This window comes from Aeromonas sp. EU05-FHT14A05 (assembly GCF_058791175.1).
In genome coordinates, this window is the sequence record NZ_JBYTDH010000008.1 from 38,173 (window position 1) to 56,355 (window position 18,183).

Annotated in this window: 17 protein-coding genes; 15 read left to right on the forward strand and 2 right to left on the reverse strand. The window is 60.4% G+C overall.

Annotated features, from left to right (window positions below; genetic code table 11):
• The first annotated feature begins 83 nt into the window (after window positions 1-83).
• The 4 genes from apbC to AC3WR3_RS12845 all read left to right on the forward strand — a co-directional run bounded on the left by apbC (window position 84) and on the right by AC3WR3_RS12845 (window position 4,386).
• On the forward strand, window positions 84-1,166 hold the full coding sequence (gene apbC / locus AC3WR3_RS12830) for an iron-sulfur cluster carrier protein ApbC (RefSeq protein ID WP_492292028.1): 1,083 nt from the start codon (window positions 84-86) through the stop codon (window positions 1,164-1,166).
• Window positions 1,167-1,274: 108 nt separating this feature from the next.
• Window positions 1,275-1,919: a uridine kinase gene (udk, locus tag AC3WR3_RS12835; RefSeq protein WP_139434523.1), complete on the forward strand. Its 645-nt coding sequence runs from the start codon at window positions 1,275-1,277 to the stop codon at window positions 1,917-1,919.
• A gap of 63 nt (window positions 1,920-1,982) precedes the next feature.
• Complete coding sequence (gene dcd / locus AC3WR3_RS12840) at window positions 1,983-2,564, forward strand: dCTP deaminase (RefSeq protein WP_139434521.1); 582 nt, start codon at window positions 1,983-1,985, stop codon at window positions 2,562-2,564.
• A gap of 349 nt (window positions 2,565-2,913) precedes the next feature.
• Window positions 2,914-4,386: an inorganic phosphate transporter gene (locus AC3WR3_RS12845; protein ID WP_139434519.1), complete on the forward strand. Its 1,473-nt coding sequence runs from the start codon at window positions 2,914-2,916 to the stop codon at window positions 4,384-4,386.
• Between the two features lie 633 nt (window positions 4,387-5,019).
• On the opposite strand, the gene rne is transcribed toward AC3WR3_RS12845, so the two are convergent.
• Window positions 5,020-8,184 (reverse strand): ribonuclease E, encoded by a 3,165-nt coding sequence (gene rne / locus AC3WR3_RS12850; protein WP_492292029.1) that lies wholly within the window; start codon window positions 8,182-8,184, stop codon window positions 5,020-5,022.
• A gap of 413 nt (window positions 8,185-8,597) precedes the next feature.
• On the opposite strand from rne, the gene rluC reads away from it, so the two are divergent.
• Window positions 8,598-9,542 (forward strand): 23S rRNA pseudouridine(955/2504/2580) synthase RluC, encoded by a 945-nt coding sequence (rluC, locus tag AC3WR3_RS12855; RefSeq protein WP_202619452.1) that lies wholly within the window; start codon window positions 8,598-8,600, stop codon window positions 9,540-9,542.
• The gene (locus AC3WR3_RS12860; RefSeq protein ID WP_492292030.1) at window positions 9,542-10,189 is read left to right on the forward strand and encodes an HAD-IA family hydrolase; all 648 of its coding nucleotides are present in this window, start codon (window positions 9,542-9,544) and stop codon (window positions 10,187-10,189) included. Before rluC ends, AC3WR3_RS12860 begins: the two co-directional genes overlap by 1 nt.
• Window positions 10,190-10,266: 77 nt before the next feature.
• Here AC3WR3_RS12860 and AC3WR3_RS12865 read toward each other — a convergent pair whose 3' ends face one another.
• Window positions 10,267-10,848: a Maf family protein gene (locus AC3WR3_RS12865; RefSeq protein WP_429107803.1), complete on the reverse strand. Its 582-nt coding sequence runs from the start codon at window positions 10,846-10,848 to the stop codon at window positions 10,267-10,269.
• 171 nt (window positions 10,849-11,019) lie between these two features.
• Here AC3WR3_RS12865 and AC3WR3_RS12870 point away from each other — a divergent pair, with 171 nt between their 5' ends.
• The 9 genes from AC3WR3_RS12870 (at window position 11,020) to fabF (ending at window position 18,117) form a co-directional block, all read left to right on the forward strand.
• Window positions 11,020-11,673 (forward strand): START domain-containing protein, encoded by a 654-nt coding sequence (locus AC3WR3_RS12870; RefSeq protein WP_492292031.1) that lies wholly within the window; start codon window positions 11,020-11,022, stop codon window positions 11,671-11,673.
• Between the two features lie 270 nt (window positions 11,674-11,943).
• A complete protein-coding gene (yceD, locus tag AC3WR3_RS12875; protein ID WP_025326977.1) occupies window positions 11,944-12,465 on the forward strand; it encodes a 23S rRNA accumulation protein YceD in 522 nt (173 codons plus the stop codon).
• A 20-nt stretch (window positions 12,466-12,485) separates the two neighbouring features.
• Window positions 12,486-12,653 carry a 50S ribosomal protein L32 gene (gene rpmF / locus AC3WR3_RS12880; RefSeq protein WP_005300935.1) on the forward strand — a complete coding sequence of 56 codons (168 nt, stop codon included), beginning with the start codon at window positions 12,486-12,488 and terminating at the stop codon, window positions 12,651-12,653.
• 9 nt (window positions 12,654-12,662) lie between these two features.
• Complete coding sequence (gene plsX / locus AC3WR3_RS12885) at window positions 12,663-13,682, forward strand: phosphate acyltransferase PlsX (RefSeq protein ID WP_265435255.1); 1,020 nt, start codon at window positions 12,663-12,665, stop codon at window positions 13,680-13,682.
• Window positions 13,683-13,688: 6 nt separating this feature from the next.
• Entirely contained in the window at window positions 13,689-14,648 is a 960-nt protein-coding gene (locus AC3WR3_RS12890; RefSeq protein WP_139434511.1) for a beta-ketoacyl-ACP synthase III, read from the forward strand.
• Between the two features lie 67 nt (window positions 14,649-14,715).
• Entirely contained in the window at window positions 14,716-15,651 is a 936-nt protein-coding gene (gene fabD, locus AC3WR3_RS12895) for an ACP S-malonyltransferase (protein ID WP_404838476.1), read from the forward strand.
• Window positions 15,652-15,664: 13 nt separating this feature from the next.
• Window positions 15,665-16,399, forward strand: a complete 735-nt coding sequence (fabG, locus tag AC3WR3_RS12900) for a 3-oxoacyl-ACP reductase FabG (RefSeq protein ID WP_025326981.1) — start codon at window positions 15,665-15,667, stop codon at window positions 16,397-16,399.
• 157 nt (window positions 16,400-16,556) lie between these two features.
• Complete coding sequence (gene acpP, locus AC3WR3_RS12905; RefSeq protein WP_005300909.1) at window positions 16,557-16,793, forward strand: acyl carrier protein; 237 nt, start codon at window positions 16,557-16,559, stop codon at window positions 16,791-16,793.
• An 82-nt stretch (window positions 16,794-16,875) separates the two neighbouring features.
• Window positions 16,876-18,117 carry a beta-ketoacyl-ACP synthase II gene (fabF, locus tag AC3WR3_RS12910; RefSeq protein ID WP_025326982.1) on the forward strand — a complete coding sequence of 414 codons (1,242 nt, stop codon included), beginning with the start codon at window positions 16,876-16,878 and terminating at the stop codon, window positions 18,115-18,117.
• The last annotated feature ends 66 nt before the right edge of the window (window positions 18,118-18,183 follow it).

The window sequence follows — 18,183 nt, forward strand, 5'->3', positions numbered from 1 at the left end:
GGCATCAGCAAGGCGTCGGCAAGCCACTGATTTGTGTGCGGTAACCGTTCACCTCAGGATAACGACAACATAATGGGGAGTTAATGGTGATTGATTCAGTAAAACAGATCCTTGCCGAATTTAAGCCGGCTGGATGGGGCCAGGATCTGGTGGCGGCCGGTTTTGTGCGTGCCGTCGAGCAGCATGGGCAGAGCCTGACCATCAAGCTGGTGCTGCCCTTTGCCGGCCAGACCCTGTTTGAACAGATGAAAGAAGCGTTCGATGCGCAGATCAGGGCCGCCACGGGCGTCGCCATCGTCGACTGGCAGTGCGACATCGAAGTGGCGAGCATGCCCCGCGCCCAGCAACTGGCGGCGGTACAGGGCATTCGCAACATCCTGGTGGTGGCCTCCGGCAAGGGGGGGGTGGGCAAGTCCACTACCGCCGTCAACCTGGCGCTGGCGCTGCAAAACGAGGGGGCGCGGGTCGCCATTCTGGACGCGGACATCTATGGCCCCTCCATCCCGACCATGATGGGGACCCTCAAGGAGCGCCCCCACAGCCTGGATGGCAAGTTGATGGAGCCCGTCATGGCCTGCGGTCTCAAGACCAACAGCATCGGTTACCTGGTGGCGGAGCAGGATGCCACCATCTGGCGCGGCCCCATGGCGAGCAAGGCGCTGGCGCAGATCCTCCACGAGACCCGCTGGGGCGAGGTGGATTACCTGGTGGTGGACATGCCCCCGGGCACGGGGGACATCCAGCTCACCCTGGCCCAGCAGGTACCCACCACGGCGGCGGTGATCATCACCACACCGCAGGATGTGGCGCTGGCGGATGCCCGCAAGGGGATCGCCATGTTCAACAAGGTCAATGTGCCCGTGCTCGGCATCGTCGAGAACATGAGCTATCACGTCTGCAGTGCCTGCGGTCATCACGAGGCGCTGTTCGGTACCGGCGGCGGCCAGAAGATGGCAGAGCAGTATCAAGTGGCGCTGCTTGGCCAGTTGCCGCTGCACATCGACATCCGCCAGGACATGGACGATGGCTGTCCCACCGTGTTCGGAACACCGGAAGGCGGGTTGGCTGAGGCCTATCTGAAACTGGCTCGTCGGGTGGGGGCCGAGCTCTATTTCAGCGGTAAACCGATTGCGACCCCGCTCTACACGGTGGCGCTGGACGAATAATCGGCTGTCGGCCGGTTGCAACAGATTTAGGGTGGGCATAGCCCACCCTTTTTTATATAATGGATCGGTTTAAACAATCCCCAGTGCTCTTCTCTTTAGGTATTTTCAATGTCTGATACTCAACATTCGTGTGTGATCATCGGTATTGCTGGTGCATCCGCATCCGGCAAGAGTCTTATCGCTCAAACCATCTACGAAGAGCTGGTGGCCGAGCTGGGCGCAGGTCAGATTGGTGTGATCACCGAGGATTGCTACTACCGTGATCAGACCCACCTGACCATGGAAGAGCGGGTCAAGACCAACTATGACCACCCCAATGCCCTGGATCACGATCTGCTGGTGCAGCATCTGACCCAGCTGGTGCAAGGGGATGCCGTCAATATTCCCCAGTACTCCTATACCGAGCACACGCGCATGAGCGAAGTCACCACCTTCGCACCGCGCCGGGTCATCATCCTGGAAGGCATATTGCTGCTGACCGACAGTCGTCTGCGTGAGCTGATGGATGCCTCCATCTTCATGGATACCCCGCTCGACATCTGCCTGCTGCGCCGTCTGGTGCGTGATGTGCAAGAGCGCGGCCGTACCATGGACTCCGTCCTCAAGCAGTATCAGAAGACGGTCCGCCCCATGTTCATGCAGTTCATCGACCCGTCCAAGCAGTATGCGGACGTGATCGTGCCCCGTGGCGGCAAGAACCGCATAGCCATCGACATGCTCAAGGCGCGTATCCGCCACATGTTGATTGGTTGATATGAAACAAGCCGGGTGATGCCCGGCTTTTTTAAATGAAACTTTTGTCAGGAGAGTCGCCGAATGCGTCTTTGTGATACCGATATCGAACGCCATCTGGATGAAGGCAAGATCGTCATTGAGCCGAGGCCCGGTGTTGAGCGGATCAGTGGCGTCAGCGTCGATGTGCTGCTCGGCAACGAGTTTCGGGTGTTTCGCGATCATACCGCGCCTTATATCGACCTCGGCGGTACCAGTGCCGAGATGGCCGATGCCATCGAGCGGGTGATGAGCGAGGAGATCCACATTCCGGACGGGGAAGCCTTCTATCTGCACCCGGGTCAGCTGGCGCTGGCGGTGACCTACGAGTCCGTGACCCTGCCTGCGGACATCGTCGGCTGGCTGGACGGACGCTCCTCTCTGGCACGGCTCGGCCTCATGGTCCACGTGACCGCGCACCGCATCGATCCGGGCTGGTCCGGTCGCATCGTGCTGGAGTTCTACAACGGCGGCAAGCTGCCGCTGGCGCTGCGCCCCAAGATGAAGATAGGGGCGCTGAACTTCGAGATGCTCTCCGGCGCCGCGGCCCGTCCCTACAACAAGCGGGAAAACGCCAAGTACAAGAGCCAGCAAGGCGCGGTGGCCAGCCGCATCAACCAGGACTGATGTCCGCCTTCATGCTGCTTATATAGAGGGTGCTTCGGCACCCTTTTACCTTTTCTGCAAAGGGGAGGGGCGTGCGGTACGGCGGCCAGCGACCTGGGAACCTGATGGCAAAACGCGTGTAAAATCGCTCGCTTGGCGGTGCGCTGAGGGATGCTTGGTGTTGATTGACACCTACCCATGAGGTCTGAACGGGCTTTAATTAATCCACGACAAGCCCGATCCCTGCTGGGCCTAAGTCATTTTCTGTCGGAATGCCCTTTTTTTTTCTTACTGAAATATTTCAACAACGGGTATGGCGCACCGAGCCTTCTGGCATAATCCGCCGCAACTCATAAACAGGTTCGTTTTTATGTTTGAAATGTTTAGTGGTTTGGGTTTGTGGTGGTCAATCGGTTTGGTATTGGCCGTTTTTTTTGTGCTGGCCTATGAGTTCATCAATGGCTTTCACGATACCGCCAACGCGGTAGCAACGGTTATCTATACCAAGGCCATGCCCGCGCACACCGCGGTAGTGGCTTCCGGCCTGTTCAACTTTGCCGGGGTCATGATGGGGGGATTGGGGGTGGCCTATGCCATTGTCCATCTGCTGCCCATCGATCTGCTGCTCGGGATGGATTCGACCCAGGGTCTGATCATGGTGTTCTCCCTGCTGTTCTCGGCCATTGTCTGGAACCTGGGAACCTGGTACTTCGGCATCCCGGCGTCCAGCTCTCACACACTGATCGGCTCCATTCTGGGGGTAGGCGGTGCCTATGCCCTGATCAGTGATCAGCCTCTGAAAGAGGGCATCAACGTCGGCAAAGCGATCGACATCATGCTCTCCCTCATCATCTCTCCCACCGTGGGCTTCATCATTGCCGCCTTGCTGCTGTTCGCCATGAAGCGAGTCTGGCTGGGCAGCAAGATCCACAAAACCCCGGAAGAGCGACTGCTGGTGGATGGCAAGAAGCATCCGCCGTTCTGGGCCCGCCTGACCCTGGTGGCGTCCGCCATGGGGGTGAGCTTCGTGCACGGCTCCAACGATGGCCAGAAGGGCATAGGTCTGGTGATGCTGGTGCTGATCTGCATGGCGCCCGCCTACTTCGCACTGGACATGAGCAGCCGCTCCTACGATCTGGACCGCACCCAGGATGCCAACCAGCGCATCATGGAGATCTACCAGCGCAACCAGGAGCAGGTATCCACTGTCGTGAACTTCAGCGTGCCTGCCCATGCCCAGGAAGAGTTGATGACTCACTGCGAGGCCGGTGAGGCCCTCGAGGCCATGGCCACCCTGGACAACCGTCTGGGCCAGGTGCGGACCTACGAGGAGATGAGTCTGACCGATCGCCGAGAGGTGCGCCGTCTGCTGCTCTGTATCGACGACACTGCCCGCAAGGTCTCCAAGCTGCCGCTGCCGGCCAAGGAGCTGACCGATCTCGCCAAATGGCGCAAGGACCTGACCGCCACGGCCGAATATGCGCCGACCTGGGTCATCGTCTCCATCGCCCTGGCGCTGGGTTGCGGCACCATGGTGGGCTGGCGTCGTATCGTCTACACAGTGGGCGAGAAGATAGGCTCTTCCGGCATGACCTACAGCCAGGGGATTGCCGCCCAGATCACGGCTGCTGCCTCCATCGGGGTGGCCAGCTTGACCGGCATGCCGGTATCCACCACCCATATCCTCTCTTCTGCGGTGGCGGGGACCATGGTGGCGAACAAGTCGGGCCTGCAGAGCCAGACCATCAAGACCATCTTGCTGGCCTGGGTGCTGACCCTGCCGCTTACCATGCTGCTCTCCGGCGGGCTGTTCCTGATCAGCAACAACCTGTTTGGTGGCTGATAGCCAACACACTGCATCAATGACAAAGGGCCTGCGGGCCCTTTTTTCATGGCTGGGATTCGGCCGCTGCTAGCCGTCATGCTCGGCAACCGGCAAAACAAGTCTCATATGCCATCAAACAAGAGTGCTGGTCTACTGCTAGTTCCCTGCCAGCTTTCCTCTTCCTCATTTCCCTTCTTGTCGGCGGGGAGGGTAGGCCGCAGCCCATCTCGCCTGTCAGGGGCTAAGCCATCGTCTCACCTCTCATCAGGGCTTCGGCTCTCGTCCTTGATTCCTTGGATCCAGCTGTTCATGACGCTCGCCGTCGGCATGCCGACCATGGTTCCTGGTTGTGGTGCGGATGCCTTGCTTGTCCCGTGACAGGCTGGGCTTTGACGACCCTTGTCACTAAGCAAGAGGTCCGCATGGGGGAGCAAGAGCGTGGCCCCAGGGGGCTTGGTTGCCCCAAGACCAAGAGGCGAGGGGGGAGGCTGGCAGAGAGTACCAGCTCCCGCGTCTGCCTCGGCATGCCGCTTGTGGTGTCTGCAAGCAGGAAGTATAGGAGGGGGAGAGAATTGAGGAGCCGACCCTAGTGGCAAAAAAAAAGAGCCACACAAGGTGTGGCTCTTCTATCAGACCAGACAGGCTAGGGGATCAGGGACGACCCGCCGGGCTGGTTGCTACATTGACGGCGGCTGTGCTGCCACCGTGGCGGCCTGAGCTCGCGACTTCGCTACGCTCCAGCGGAGTCTGCTCAACCGGCTCACGGGGGGCCGGGGCGGGCACGGCTGCCGGCGTTGCCATGGGGGCAGAAGCCTTGCGGGCACGAGCCAGTACGCCAGCGCCTTTGGCAACCGGTTTGGTGGCCGGGGCGACGACAGGCTCGGGCTGTGCAACCACAGGGGCAACAGGCTCGGCGGCAGGAACCGCTTCCTCGGCTTGCGGGGCAGGAGCAGGCTCCACCACAACGGGGGCGGCTTCTACCACAGCCTGGTCAGCGACGCTGGCCTCGACCACAACCGGAGTCTCCACGGCAACCACTTCGGCCACCGGCTCGGCAGCGACAGGCGCTGCTTCGATTGCAACAGGGGCTGGCTCGATGGCGGCAGGAGCCGCTTCGACTGCAACGGGAGCCTCAACCACGTCGGCAACCACAGGGGCGGCGACCTCGGCCACAGCAGCTTGAGCCTGCTCATGTGCCTCTTCGGCCACGGCTTCGGCGACCACGTGCTCGGTCAAGGCGGCAGAGGCTTGCAGCGCGGCGGCAACGGCCTCGGCACTCGGGATGGTGATGACAGGCACGGCGGGCTCTTCCACCTTCACCTGAGCAGCATCCGCCTGGGCGGCTGTCGTCAGTTGCACTTCGGCCTGAGGTTCATCATCACGCTGGCCACGGGCATCTTCGTTGATGCGCTTGCGACGCTGGCCTTCGATCCGCTGGCTGCGCGGAGTGCGGCGAGAGCGGCGCTGACCTTCGGTCTGCTCCTCTTGCTCACCGACCACGGCCGCAGTCTCGACCAGATCAGGAGCCTGCTCGTCTACCGGCAGGGCAGGAGTGTCGGCGACATCGACCCGAACCTGCTTGCGCAGTTGGCGACGTTCGCGGCGCTCGGCCACTTTCTGCTCTTTTTCCTGACGCGGCTCGGCGCTGACGGCGGCAGTCTCGACGGCTTCTACCGCTTCAACAACGACCTCGGCACGGGGCTCGCGCGGAGCACGGGGTTCGCGAGCCGGGCGCGGGGCGCGGGGTTCACGTTCCTGACGGGGCTCACGGGGTTCGCGATCCGTACGCGGCTCGTTGCGTGCTTCGCGGGGCTCACGTTCCATGCGCTGTTCGCTGCGCACTTCACCACGGGCTTCACGCTCCTGACGAGGCTCGCGCTCTTTACGCGGACGACGGTTGCGGCTCTCGCCACCATCGCGGTTGGCGGCGCCTTCACGCTTCTCGCTGGCGTCGGCCGGGTTGCGGTTGCCGCGATTGTCATCGCGACGACCACGCTGGCCACGGCTGCGGGTTTCGTCACGTTGATGACGGTGACCCTCATCCTTGCGCGCTTCCCGTTGTGCGGCCGGTTTCTCGGCAGCAGCCTTCACTTCCGCCGGGGCTGCGTCTGAGCCGAACAGACCGGAGATGGCCTTGAACAGCTTGCCAAACAGACCCGCTTCGGCGGCGACCGGTGCCGGTGCTGCGACGGGGGCCGCGGCGGCAACAGGGGCGGCCGGTTGAGGCGCCTGGACGAAGCCTTGCAGCAGCGGTTGCTCGCGCTCGATGACCTGAGCCTGCTTGGGCTGGTAGACCGGCTTGGCAATCTCGGTTTTCAGCTCGTAGCTGGCCGCTTCAGGGATCTCGTTCTGACGGATGCGGGTCACTTCGTAGTGCGGGGTTTCCAGATGCTGGTTCGGAATGATGTAGACACGGACATCATTGCGCTGTTCCAGACTGGCGATGGAGGCACGCTTCTCGTTGAGCAGATAGGCGGCAACATCGACCGGCACTTGAGCATGAACCTGCTCTGTGTTGTCCTTCATGGCCTCTTCTTCGATGAGACGCAGGATGGACAGGGCGAGGGATTCGTTGTCACGGATGACCCCTTGACCCTGGCAACGGGGGCAGATGTGGCTGCTGGACTCGTTGAGGGAGGGGCGCAGACGCTGGCGAGACATCTCCAGCAGACCGAAACGGGAGATCCGGCCCAGCTGGATGCGTGCCCTGTCCTGGTGGACAGCTTCACGCAGACGGTTTTCCACTTCGCGCTGATGGCGAACCGGCGTCATGTCGATGAAGTCGATGACAATCAGGCCTCCCAGGTCGCGCAGACGCAATTGACGGGCAATTTCGTCGGCCGCTTCCAGGTTGGTTTGCAGCGCCGTCTCTTCGATATCGCCGCCCTTGGTGGCACGGGAGGAGTTGATATCGATGGAGGTCAGGGCTTCGGTCGGATCGATGACGATGCTGCCGCCGGAGGGCAGACGCACTTCACGCTGGAAGGCAGACTCGATTTGGCTCTCGATCTGGAAGTGGTTGAACAGGGCGACATCCCCCTTGTACAGCTTCACGCGATTGAGGAAATCGGGGCGAACCAGCTCGATGTGCGACTTGGCGCGCTCGAAGATGACCGGATTGTCGATCAGGATCTCGCCCACATCGCGACGCAGATAGTCACGAATGGCGCGCACGATGACGTTGCTCTCCTGGTGGATGAGCACGGGCGCGGTGCGGTCCTGTGAGGCCTTGTGGATGGAGTCCCAGTGGTTGAGCAGAACGTTCAAGTCCCATTCCAGCTCTTCCGGGGATTTGCCGACACCGGCGGTACGCACGATGAGGCCCATGCCGTCCGGCACGGTCAGTCCGCTCAGGGCTTCTTTCAACTCGGTCCGCTCGTCACCCTCGATACGACGGGAAATGCCGCCAGCACGGGGGTTGTTCGGCATCAGCACCAGGTAGCTGCCGGCCAGACTGATGAAGGTGGTGAGGGCTGCACCCTTGGTGCCACGCTCTTCCTTGTCGATCTGGACAATCACTTCCTGGCCTTCGCGGACCACTTCTTTGATGTTGGGACGACCCTGATAGGAGTAACCGGAGGGGAAGTAATTGCGGGCGATTTCCTTTAACGGCAGGAAACCGTGGCGCTCGGCGCCATAGTCAACAAAAGCAGCTTCAAGACTGGGTTCTACGCGGGTGATCTTACCCTTGTAAATGTTCGCTTTCTTCTGCTCGTGTCCCGGACTTTCAATATCCAAATCGTAGAGCTGTTGTCCGTCAACCAGCGCTACGCGCAACTCCTCTTCCTGAGTCGCGTTGATTAGCATTCTTTTCATTGAGTTCTCATTATTTTGTCATTTTGATTCCTCCACAGGATCCTGCCGGTGCCGGCCTCGGGTCTTCAGCATGCTTGGGCAACCTCCCGGTTGGGACATGCATGAGGCGCAAACTAAGGGCACTCTGGTTCAGCCTTCTCGAGAAGGCATGAATTAAGGATACCGGTGTGGAGACAATTAAATCGGTTCTGTTTGCGTTCTCCATGCGTTGTACCTCGCACCCGGGAACCGTCATGTTCTTGTATACACGGTGTTTCGGGATTGGGTGGCATACTTTTTGGCCACTTAGTACAAGGCTTGAACACAATGACAAAACCTTGTTTATTATCCCATTTAAACCACTTTTATAGCAAGACGCCATTTTTTAACAAAGCATGCAGCCAAGGGCTGCCGGCGGTGTTAAAATCCGCGCCATGACACAGATACATCAACAAGTGCAGCTGCTCACCATCGAAGCTGAGCATGAAGGGCAGCGCATCGACAATTTTCTCAAGACTCAGTTAAAGGGCGTCCCCAAGAGCCTGATCTATCGCATCCTTCGCAAAGGAGAGGTGCGCGTCAACAAGAAACGCATCAAACCGGAATACAAGCTCTGCGCCGGCGACGAAGTGCGGGTTCCCCCCGTGCGCGTGGCCGAGAAGAACGAATTGCCCTCTGCCAACCTCGGCAGCATCCAGCGTCTGGAGAGCCAGATCCTGTTTGAAGACGAGGCCATGATAGTGCTGAACAAGCCGTCCGGCATGGCGGTGCACGGCGGCAGTGGCTTGAGCTTTGGGGTCATCGAGGGGCTGCGTGCCCTGCGCCCGGAAGCCCGCTTCCTGGAGCTGGTGCACCGGCTCGACCGCGACACCTCCGGCGTGCTGCTGGTCGCCAAGAAGCGCAGTGCCCTGCGCAGCCTGCACGAGCAGCTGCGGGTCAAGACAATGCGCAAGCAATACCTGGCGCTGGTGCGCGGTCAGTGGCAGTCCCACGTCAAGGTGGTCAATGCGCCGCTGCGCAAGAACGATCTGCAATCCGGCGAGCGGGTGGTGCGGGTCAGCAGTGACGGCAAGCCTTCCGAGACCCGTTTCCGGATTGCCCGTCAGTTTGCCGAAGCCACCCTAGTGGAATGCAGCCCGATCACCGGTCGCACCCACCAGATCCGGGTTCATACCCAGCACGCCGGTCACCCCATCGCCTGTGATGACAAATACGGTGAGGCGGCCTTCGATGAGAAGATGCGGACCTTGGGGCTCAAGCGCCTCTTCTTGCACGCCTGGAAGCTGAGCTTCACCCATCCGGCGGATGATCGCGAGATGCAGGTGGAAGCACCGCTCGCCCCCGAGCTCGATGCCTTCCTGAACAAGCTGGCACGCTGATGCAGCACATCCGACTCGCCATTTTCGATTGGGACGGTACCCTGATGGATTCGGTGGGGCGGATCGTCGCCTGCGTGCAAGCGGCTGCCCGCGACTGCGGCGAGGGAGTGCCCGAGCCGCCGTCAATCCATCAGATCATCGGGCTCAGCCTGGAGGTCGGCATTCCCCGCTTGTTCAATCTGGCAGAGGGGAGTGAGCGGGCCCAGGCCCTGATCGCCCGGTATCGTCACCACTATCTGCATGACAAGACACCCAGTCCGCTGTTTGCCGGCGCTCGCGAGCTGCTTCATGGCTGGCAGGCGCAGGGCATTGGCCTCGCGGTCGCCACGGGCAAGTCCCGCAGGGGGCTCGACAGGGGGCTGGACGAAACGGGTTTGCGTCCTCTCTTTGCCGCCAGTCGCGGTGCGGATGAAGCCAACTCCAAACCCGATCCCCTGATGCTGGTTCAGATCCTGGCGGAACTGGGCTGTGAGCCGGCGCAGGCGGTGATGATAGGGGACTCCATCCATGACATGGCGATGGCCGAGGCCCTGCAGATGCCCCGCATCGGCGTGACCTGGGGCGTACATGACAGAGAACGCTTGCTCCGGCATGCTCCTCTTGCCGTGGTCGATACCATGGACGAGCTGAAACAACTGCTGGGCTAGCACGCACCGGGTTGATGAACACTAAGACAACAATGGGAGCCTTGGCTCCCATTGTTGTCTCTGCTTCCTGCCCAGGCTCAGGGTAGATTGAGGCCGTGGCGCGCCAGCAGCTCGATCAGGCCGATCAGGGGCAGGCCGATCAGGGCGTTGGGATCCCGCCCTTCCAGCCCCTTGAACAACATGATCCCCATGCCCTCGCACTTGAAGCTGCCGGCGCAATCGAGGGGCATTTCCGCCGCCACATAACGGCGCAGGGCCGCCTCGTCCAGGGAGCGAAAATGCACGGTGAAGGGCTCCACGAGCTGCTCGGCCCGGCCATTTGCGGCATCGAGTACGCATAGGCCGGTATAAAAGGTGATGCTCTTGCCCTGGGCCATCATCAGCTGCGCCACTGCATTATCCACAGTGCCCGGCTTGCCGAGGATGCGGCCGTCACAGACGCACACCTGATCCGAGCCTATGATCAACCCCTGATCATGTTGGCGAGCGATGGCGCTCGCCTTGGCATGGGCCAGACGGCTGACCAGTGCGTCGGCCGACTCCCCGGGCTGCGGGCTTTCATCGACCTCGGGGGAGGCGCTTTGGAACGGCAGGCCGAGTTTTTCCAGCAGCGCCTTGCGATAACGGGAAGTGGAGGCGAGGATCAGAGTGGTCTGCATGTGTTGATGATATCCATTTATAAATCAATTGGTTGATTCTAACTGTGGCAGAAGGCCCACGCAAACCTCCCCGAGCGCCCGTGTGCCGGCCTGGGTTTACCACGAAAAAACCGACGACATGCTGGCGACCCGAGCGCGGCGTAACAGAGGTTGATGGGACAGGAGTGCGACATGACAAGATACGGTGTGCTGGCCCTGATGCTGCTCTCCCTCGCGAGCTGGGGACAGGAGTGGCAGCCAGAGAAGGGGGAGGGCGGCGTACAGCTCTGGACCCAGGCACGCCCTCCGTCCCCTTTTCTGGCCTTGCGCCTGGAGATGCGGGTCAAGGCGGATCCCATGGCGTTGCTGGCCGTGCTGCGAAACACGGCGCGCCATCGGGAGTGGTTGCCGTCCAGTCGCGAGGTGCGGCTGCTGGCAAGATCAGGCCCCGATGATGACCTGGTTTACACCCGCCTGGCGTCCCCTTGGCCGGTGCAGGACAGGGAGCTCATCACGCGCTCCCACCTTAGCCGGCGGGCTGGCTGCGCGCTGGTGCTCGAGGTGTGGGCCGAGCCGGACGCCCTGGCACCTCGCCCGGGTCTGTATAGGATCCGGGAGAGTGCCGGTCGCTGGGAGGCGCTGCCACAACGCGATGGCAGCACCCTGATCAGGCTCGAAAGCCATACCAACCCGGGCCGCCATTTGCCGGGCTGGCTGGTCAATCCGATGGCCATCAAGGCGGCGCTGGGCAGCTTTCAGGCCATACGCCGCCTGATGGAGGCCCAGCCCAGAGCCGCGCCTCGGCAACAGTTGTTCGGTGGCGGAGGCTGCCCTGCCACGCCCTGAATCCGGTCATGGAGGTCAAGCCCGGTGCCGGGCGAGCGGGGCACGGGATGGGGGAGGGGCGTGCAACGGCATAAAGGGCGCACTGACCCCGAGTTCCTGACCAAGGGGGATGACGGCACAGGATCCTGTGCGGGATCCCGCGGTTTATGGCATAATCGGCCACCGATGAACACAAGTTCCTGCATGCAGGGGCTTGTGCAGGTAAAATCATCGGCGGTAAGGACTTTTTCCTTTGACTATCCCTTGTTGGACCTATAATATTCGCGCCCTATGCAAAAGGTGAAGTTGCCCGTTAAGGTTGATCCAGTCCGTAATGCCTTGAAGCTACTCGATTATGTCGGGATAGTGGAAAAGTCGCAGATGCCCAGACTGGAAGCATCAACCGAAGGCTTGCGAAGTGATGTGGACGTCACTCTGCAGTTTGGCAAAGATGTCCAGAAGTTGACCGTTATGAAAGGCACTGCCCATGCCAAGGTTGACCTGGTTTGCCAGCGTTGTGGAGAGGCTTTCGAGCACCTTTGTGAAGCTAGTTTTATTTACACTCCGCTGTTCGAGAGAACAAACGAGGAAGAGCTGCCGGAAGCTTATGAGCCCATTGAGTTGGACGAAAACGGCGAGATAGATCTTCATCAAATCCTGGAGGATGAACTCATCCTCTCGTTGCCTCAGGTGGCCATGCATCCCATGGATGTCTGCCCCAGAGGAAACATGGAGATGACCTGGGGTGATATCGAACCTGCTGATGAGCGGCCGAATCCCTTTGCAGTTCTTGAAGAGCTCAAACGTAAGTGAATTTTAGGAGTTAGCCTACCATGGCCGTACAACAGAACCGTAAAACCCGCGCCAAGCGTGGCATGCGTCGTTCCCACGATGCGCTGACCACTGCAGCCCTGACTGTTGATCAGACCAGTGGCGAAATTCATCGTCGTCACCACGTGACTGCCGATGGTTTCTACCGCGGTAAAAAGGTAATCGCTTAAGGATTGCCTTTGTCTACGCAAACTGTCGCGCTAGACATAATGGGGGGAGATATTGGCCCCTCTGAAACAGTGCCTGCCGCCGTGCAGGCACTGTCTCTTCTGCCTCAACTAAATCTTGTTCTGGTCGGTGACCAACACCTGATCGCCCCTCTGTTGCAGCAACATGGCTTGCTGACTCATCCCCGCGTTCGTCTCGTACATGCATCCCAGGTCGTCGGCATGGGCGAAAAGCCGATCGTGGCGCTGCGTACCCTGAAAGACTCCTCCATGCGGGTTGTGCTCAATCTGGTGAAAGCCGGTGAGGCCGATGCCTGCGTCAGTGCCGGCAATACCGGTGCCCTGATGGCCATGGCCAAATGCGTGCTCAAATCCCTGCCCGGGGTCGACAGACCCGCCCTCATCAAGGCGCTGCCGACATTGAGCGGAAAGCGCACAGTGATGCTGGATCTGGGGGCGAATGTGAGCTGCGATGCCGACACCTTGCTGCAATTTGCGGTGATGGGCTCCGTCGTGGCCGAGCAGGTCGAGGGGATAGCGTCCCCCCGGGTGGCGCTGCTCAACGTGGGGGAGGAGGAGATCAAGGGCAATGACCTGGTACGCCACAGTGCCGAGTTGTTGCGCCAGTGCGCCGCGCTCAATTTTGTCGGTTTCATCGAGGGGGACAGGATCTTCAGCGGTGACAGCGACGTCATCGTCTGTGACGGTTTCGTCGGCAACGTGGCGCTCAAGACCGCCGAGGGCGTGGTGCGAATGATGGGCGAACTGGCCGGATATCCTCGCAAAAAACGCAGTTTTCTTGGTCGACTCGCCGGATTTATGTTCAAACGGCGTTTTTCTTACCTGAACCCCGACCAGTATAATGGCGCGAGTCTGTTAGGATTGCGCGGCATTGTGGTAAAAAGCCATGGGCGGGCCGAGCGCCGCGCTCTGTGTCATGCGATTCTGCTGGCCGCACAAGAAGCCAAACACCAACTTCCATTGCAAATTGCAGATCGCCTTGAATCTGTCTTTTCCGACAGGGATTTATAAAACTCTATGCATAGCAAAATTCTGGGTACTGGCAGTTATCTGCCGAGTTCGGTTCGTACCAACGCCGATCTTGAGCAGATGGTTGAAACCAGTGACGAGTGGATCGTGGAACGTACCGGGATCCGTGAACGCCGCATCGCCGGGAGCGACGAGAGCGTCGCGACCCTGTCTCATCAGGCGGCCTTGCGGGCGCTGGATGCCGCGGGTCTGACCGCCGCCGATCTGGACATGATAGTGCTGGCGACCACCAGCGCCGAGAACGCCTTCCCGGCCGCAGCCTGCGAACTGCAGGGGCTGCTCGAGGTTCCGGGGATCCCGGCCTTTGACGTGGCGGCGGCCTGCGCCGGTTTCACCTATGCGCTCTCCATTGCCGATCAGTTCGTCAAGTCCGGCGCCGCTCGCCACGTCCTGGTGGTCGGTGCCGACGTGCTCTCCCGCATGTGCGATCCGGAAGACAGGGGCACCATCATACTGTTCGGTGATGGGGCAGGGGCCGTGGTGATAGGGGCGAGCGAGACCCCCGGTATTCTCTCCACCCATCTGCATGCCGACGGCCGTTATGGCGAACTGCTCAAGTTGCCGCAGCCTCGTCGTGGCATGCCGGGGGCCGAGCTCGAAGCCTACATGTACATGAAGGGCAACGATGTCTTCAAGGTCGCGGTGACGCGCCTGAGCGAGATCGTGACCGAGACCCTGGCTGCCGCCAACATAGCGCCGAGCGAGCTGGACTGGCTGGTCCCGCATCAAGCCAATTTCCGCATCATCAACGCCACCGCCAAGAAACTCGGCATGGGGCTCGACAAGGTGATCCTGACCCTGGATCGCCACGGCAACACCTCCGCCGCCTCCGTGCCCATCGCCTTCGATGAAGGGGTACGTGACGGCCGTATCAAACCGGGCCAGCTAGTATTGCTGGAAGCCTTCGGCGGCGGTTTTGCCTGGGGTTCGGCGCTGGTTCGCCTCTGATACCAAGCGGCGCCGCGAGTCTCGGGTGCCCGCTTACCGATTTCGTCTTACCTTAAAGGAATCAATGATGACCCGATTTGCCATTGCCTTCCCGGGACAAGGCTCCCAGAGCGTCGGCATGCTGGCGGAGCTCGCCGAGCAACACGCCGTGATTAAAGAGACCTTCGCCGAGGCGAGCCAGGTGCTGGGTTATGATCTGTTTGCCCTGGTATTGAACGGTCCCGCCGAGGATCTGAACAAGACCTGGCGCACCCAGCCGGCACTGCTGACCGCCTCCGTCGCCCTGTGGCGCCTGTGGCAACAGCAGGGTGGGGCAACCCCCGCCGTCATGGCCGGTCACAGCCTGGGCGAGTATTCCGCCCTGGTGTGCAGCGGTGCCCTGGCCTTTGCCGATGCGGTCAAGCTGGTCGAGCTGCGTGGCCTCGCCATGCAGGAAGCCGTGCCGGAAGGCACCGGCGCCATGGCCGCCATCATAGGGCTGGACAACGACTCCATCGCCGCCAACTGCGAGAAAGCGGCGCAAGGCCAGGTGGTCTCTCCGGTCAACTTCAACTCCCCGGGCCAGGTGGTCATCGCCGGTCACAAGGAAGCGGTCGAGCGTGCCAACGTGCTGATGAAAGAGTCAGGCGCCAAGCGTGCCCTGCCGCTGCCGGTCTCGGTGCCGTCCCACTGCGCCCTGATGAAACCCGCAGCCGAAAAACTGGCCGCCGCGCTGGATGGGATCGAGATCAAGGTTCCAACCATCGCAGTCATCAATAATGTCGACGTCTCCTGTGAACAGGATCCGGCCGCCATCAAGCAAGCCCTGGTGCGCCAGCTGTTCAGTCCGGTCCGTTGGACCGAGACGGTAGAGCGGATGGCAAACGACGGCGTCACCCTCGAGATCGAGATGGGACCGGGCAAGGTGTTGACCGGGCTGGCCAAGCGCATCGACTCGCGCGTGGAAGGCATTCACGCCAACGATGTCGCCTCTTTCGAGCAGGCCCTGGCCCAAGTCAAATAAACAGGAGCAAGACATGAGTTTTACCGATAAAGTTGTGCTGGTCACCGGCGCCAGCCGTGGCATTGGTCGTGCGATTGCCGAGACTTTTGCGGCCCGTGGCGCGAAAGTGGTGGGAACCGCGACCAGCGAGAGCGGTGCCGAGGCCATCAGCGCCTATCTGGGTGAGCAGGGCTGTGGGATGGCACTGAACGTGACCAGCCAGGAATCCATCGAAACCGTCTTTGCCGCCATCAAGGAACGTTTTGGCGACATCGACATCCTGATCAACAACGCCGGTATCACCCGCGATAATCTGTTGATGCGGATGAAGGATGACGAGTGGAACGAGATCATCGACACCAATCTCACCTCCTTGTACCGTCTGAGCAAGCCGGTGTTGCGTGCCATGATGAAGAAGCGCCATGGTCGCATCATCAGCATAGGTTCCGTGGTCGGTACCATGGGCAACGCCGGTCAGGTCAACTATGCTGCCGCCAAGGCTGGCCTGGTGGGCTTTACCAAGTCATTGGCCCGTGAAGTGGCTTCCCGTGGCATCACGGTGAATGCGGTGGCCCCCGGTTTCATCGAAACCGACATGACCAAGGCGCTCAATGAAGAACAGCGTGCCGGCATCATGAATCAGGTGCCTGCCGCCCGTTTGGGTGATCCGAAAGAAATTGCTGCCGCTGTGGTATTCTTGGCGTCTGACGACGCTGCCTATATCACCGGCGAAACCCTGCATGTTAATGGCGGGATGTACATGGTGTAATCAATTTGTCGTGAGATCTGTTCAAATTTGCGATAGTACGCCGAAGTTTGGCGAATTTCGTGGTTTGACCAGCGGCAAGTCACTTGCAAACTCACGTCAATTGAATACACTACCCCAACCAGACGCAATAGCGTATTTTTAAAGGAAAATTCAGGTCATGAGCAACATCGAAGAACGCGTAAAGAAAATCATCATCGAACAACTGGGTGTTAAAGAGGAAGACGTCAAGAACGCTGCCTCCTTCGTCGACGACCTGGGCGCTGACTCTTTGGATACCGTTGAACTGGTAATGGCGCTGGAAGAAGAATTCGATACCGAAATTCCTGATGAAGAAGCCGAGAAGATCACCACTGTTCAAGCGGCTATCGACTACATCACCGCTAATCAGGAATAAGTTCCTGTTCTGAAAGAAGCGGCCCAAGGGCCGCTTCTTTTATGTTTACTCCCTTTCAAAATACCTCTCGGAGACTAGCTCAGTGTCAAAACGCAGAGTCGTGGTAACCGGCCTGGGGATGCTTTCCCCTGTGGGCAATACTGCCGAATCCAGCTGGCAAGCCCTGCTCAACGGGCAGAGCGGCATTTCTCTCATCGATCACTTTGATGCCAGCGAATTTGCGACCCGTTTCGCAGGCCTGGTCAAAGAGTTCGATCCCGAACAATACGGCATCAACCGCAAAGAAGCCCGCAAGATGGATCTCTTCATCCAGTACGGCGTGGCGGCGGGGGTGCAGGCACTGGATGATTCCGGCCTCGTCATCAACGAAGAGAATGCGGAGCGGGTCGGCGTGGCCATCGGTTCCGGCATCGGCGGCCTGGGTCTCATCGAGCAGAACCACAGCAGCCTCGTCAACGGCGGCCCGCGCAAGCTGAGCCCCTTCTTCGTGCCATCCACCATCATCAATATGGTGTCCGGTCATCTCTCCATCATGAAGGGGCTGCAGGGCCCGAACATCGCCGTGACCACGGCGTGCACCACGGGCACCCACGCCATCGGCATGGCTGGCCGGATGATCGCCTACGGTGATGCGGACGTGATGGTCGCCGGTGGCACCGAGAAAGCCTCCACCCCCATGGGGATGGGCGGCTTTGCAGCGGCCAAGGCGCTCTCTACCCGCAACGACGAGCCGCAAAAGGCGAGCCGTCCCTGGGACAAGGATCGCGACGGTTTCGTGCTGGGTGATGGCGCCGGGGTACTGGTGCTGGAAGAGTACGAACACGCCAAGGCCCGTGGCGCCAAGATCTATGCCGAGTTGGTTGGCTTTGGCATGAGCGGCGACGCCTACCACATGACGGCCCCTCCCTCCGATGGCAACGGTGGCGCTCGCGCCATGAAGAATGCCATCAAGGATGCCGGCATAGCGCCGGAGGCGATCGGTTACATCAATGCCCACGGCACCTCCACCCCGCTGGGGGATGTGGCCGAGCTGCGTGGCATGAAAGAGGTGTTTGGCGAACATGCCAGCGCCCTGATGATCAGCTCCACCAAGTCCATGACCGGCCACCTGCTGGGGGCGGCGGGAGCCATCGAGGCGATCATCACTGTGTTGGCCCTGCGCGATCAGGTGGCGCCGCCCACCATCAACCTGGACAACCCGGATGAGGAGTGCGATCTGGATCTGGTGCCCCATGTGGCCAAACCCGGCCAGTTTGAATATGCCCTCTCCAATTCGTTTGGTTTCGGCGGCACCAATGGCTCCCTGATCTTCAAACGCGTATAATTCGCTTTGGGCGAAATGATAAGGCCCGATACGACTGTATCGGGCCTTTTTTATCGGAGGGATCCC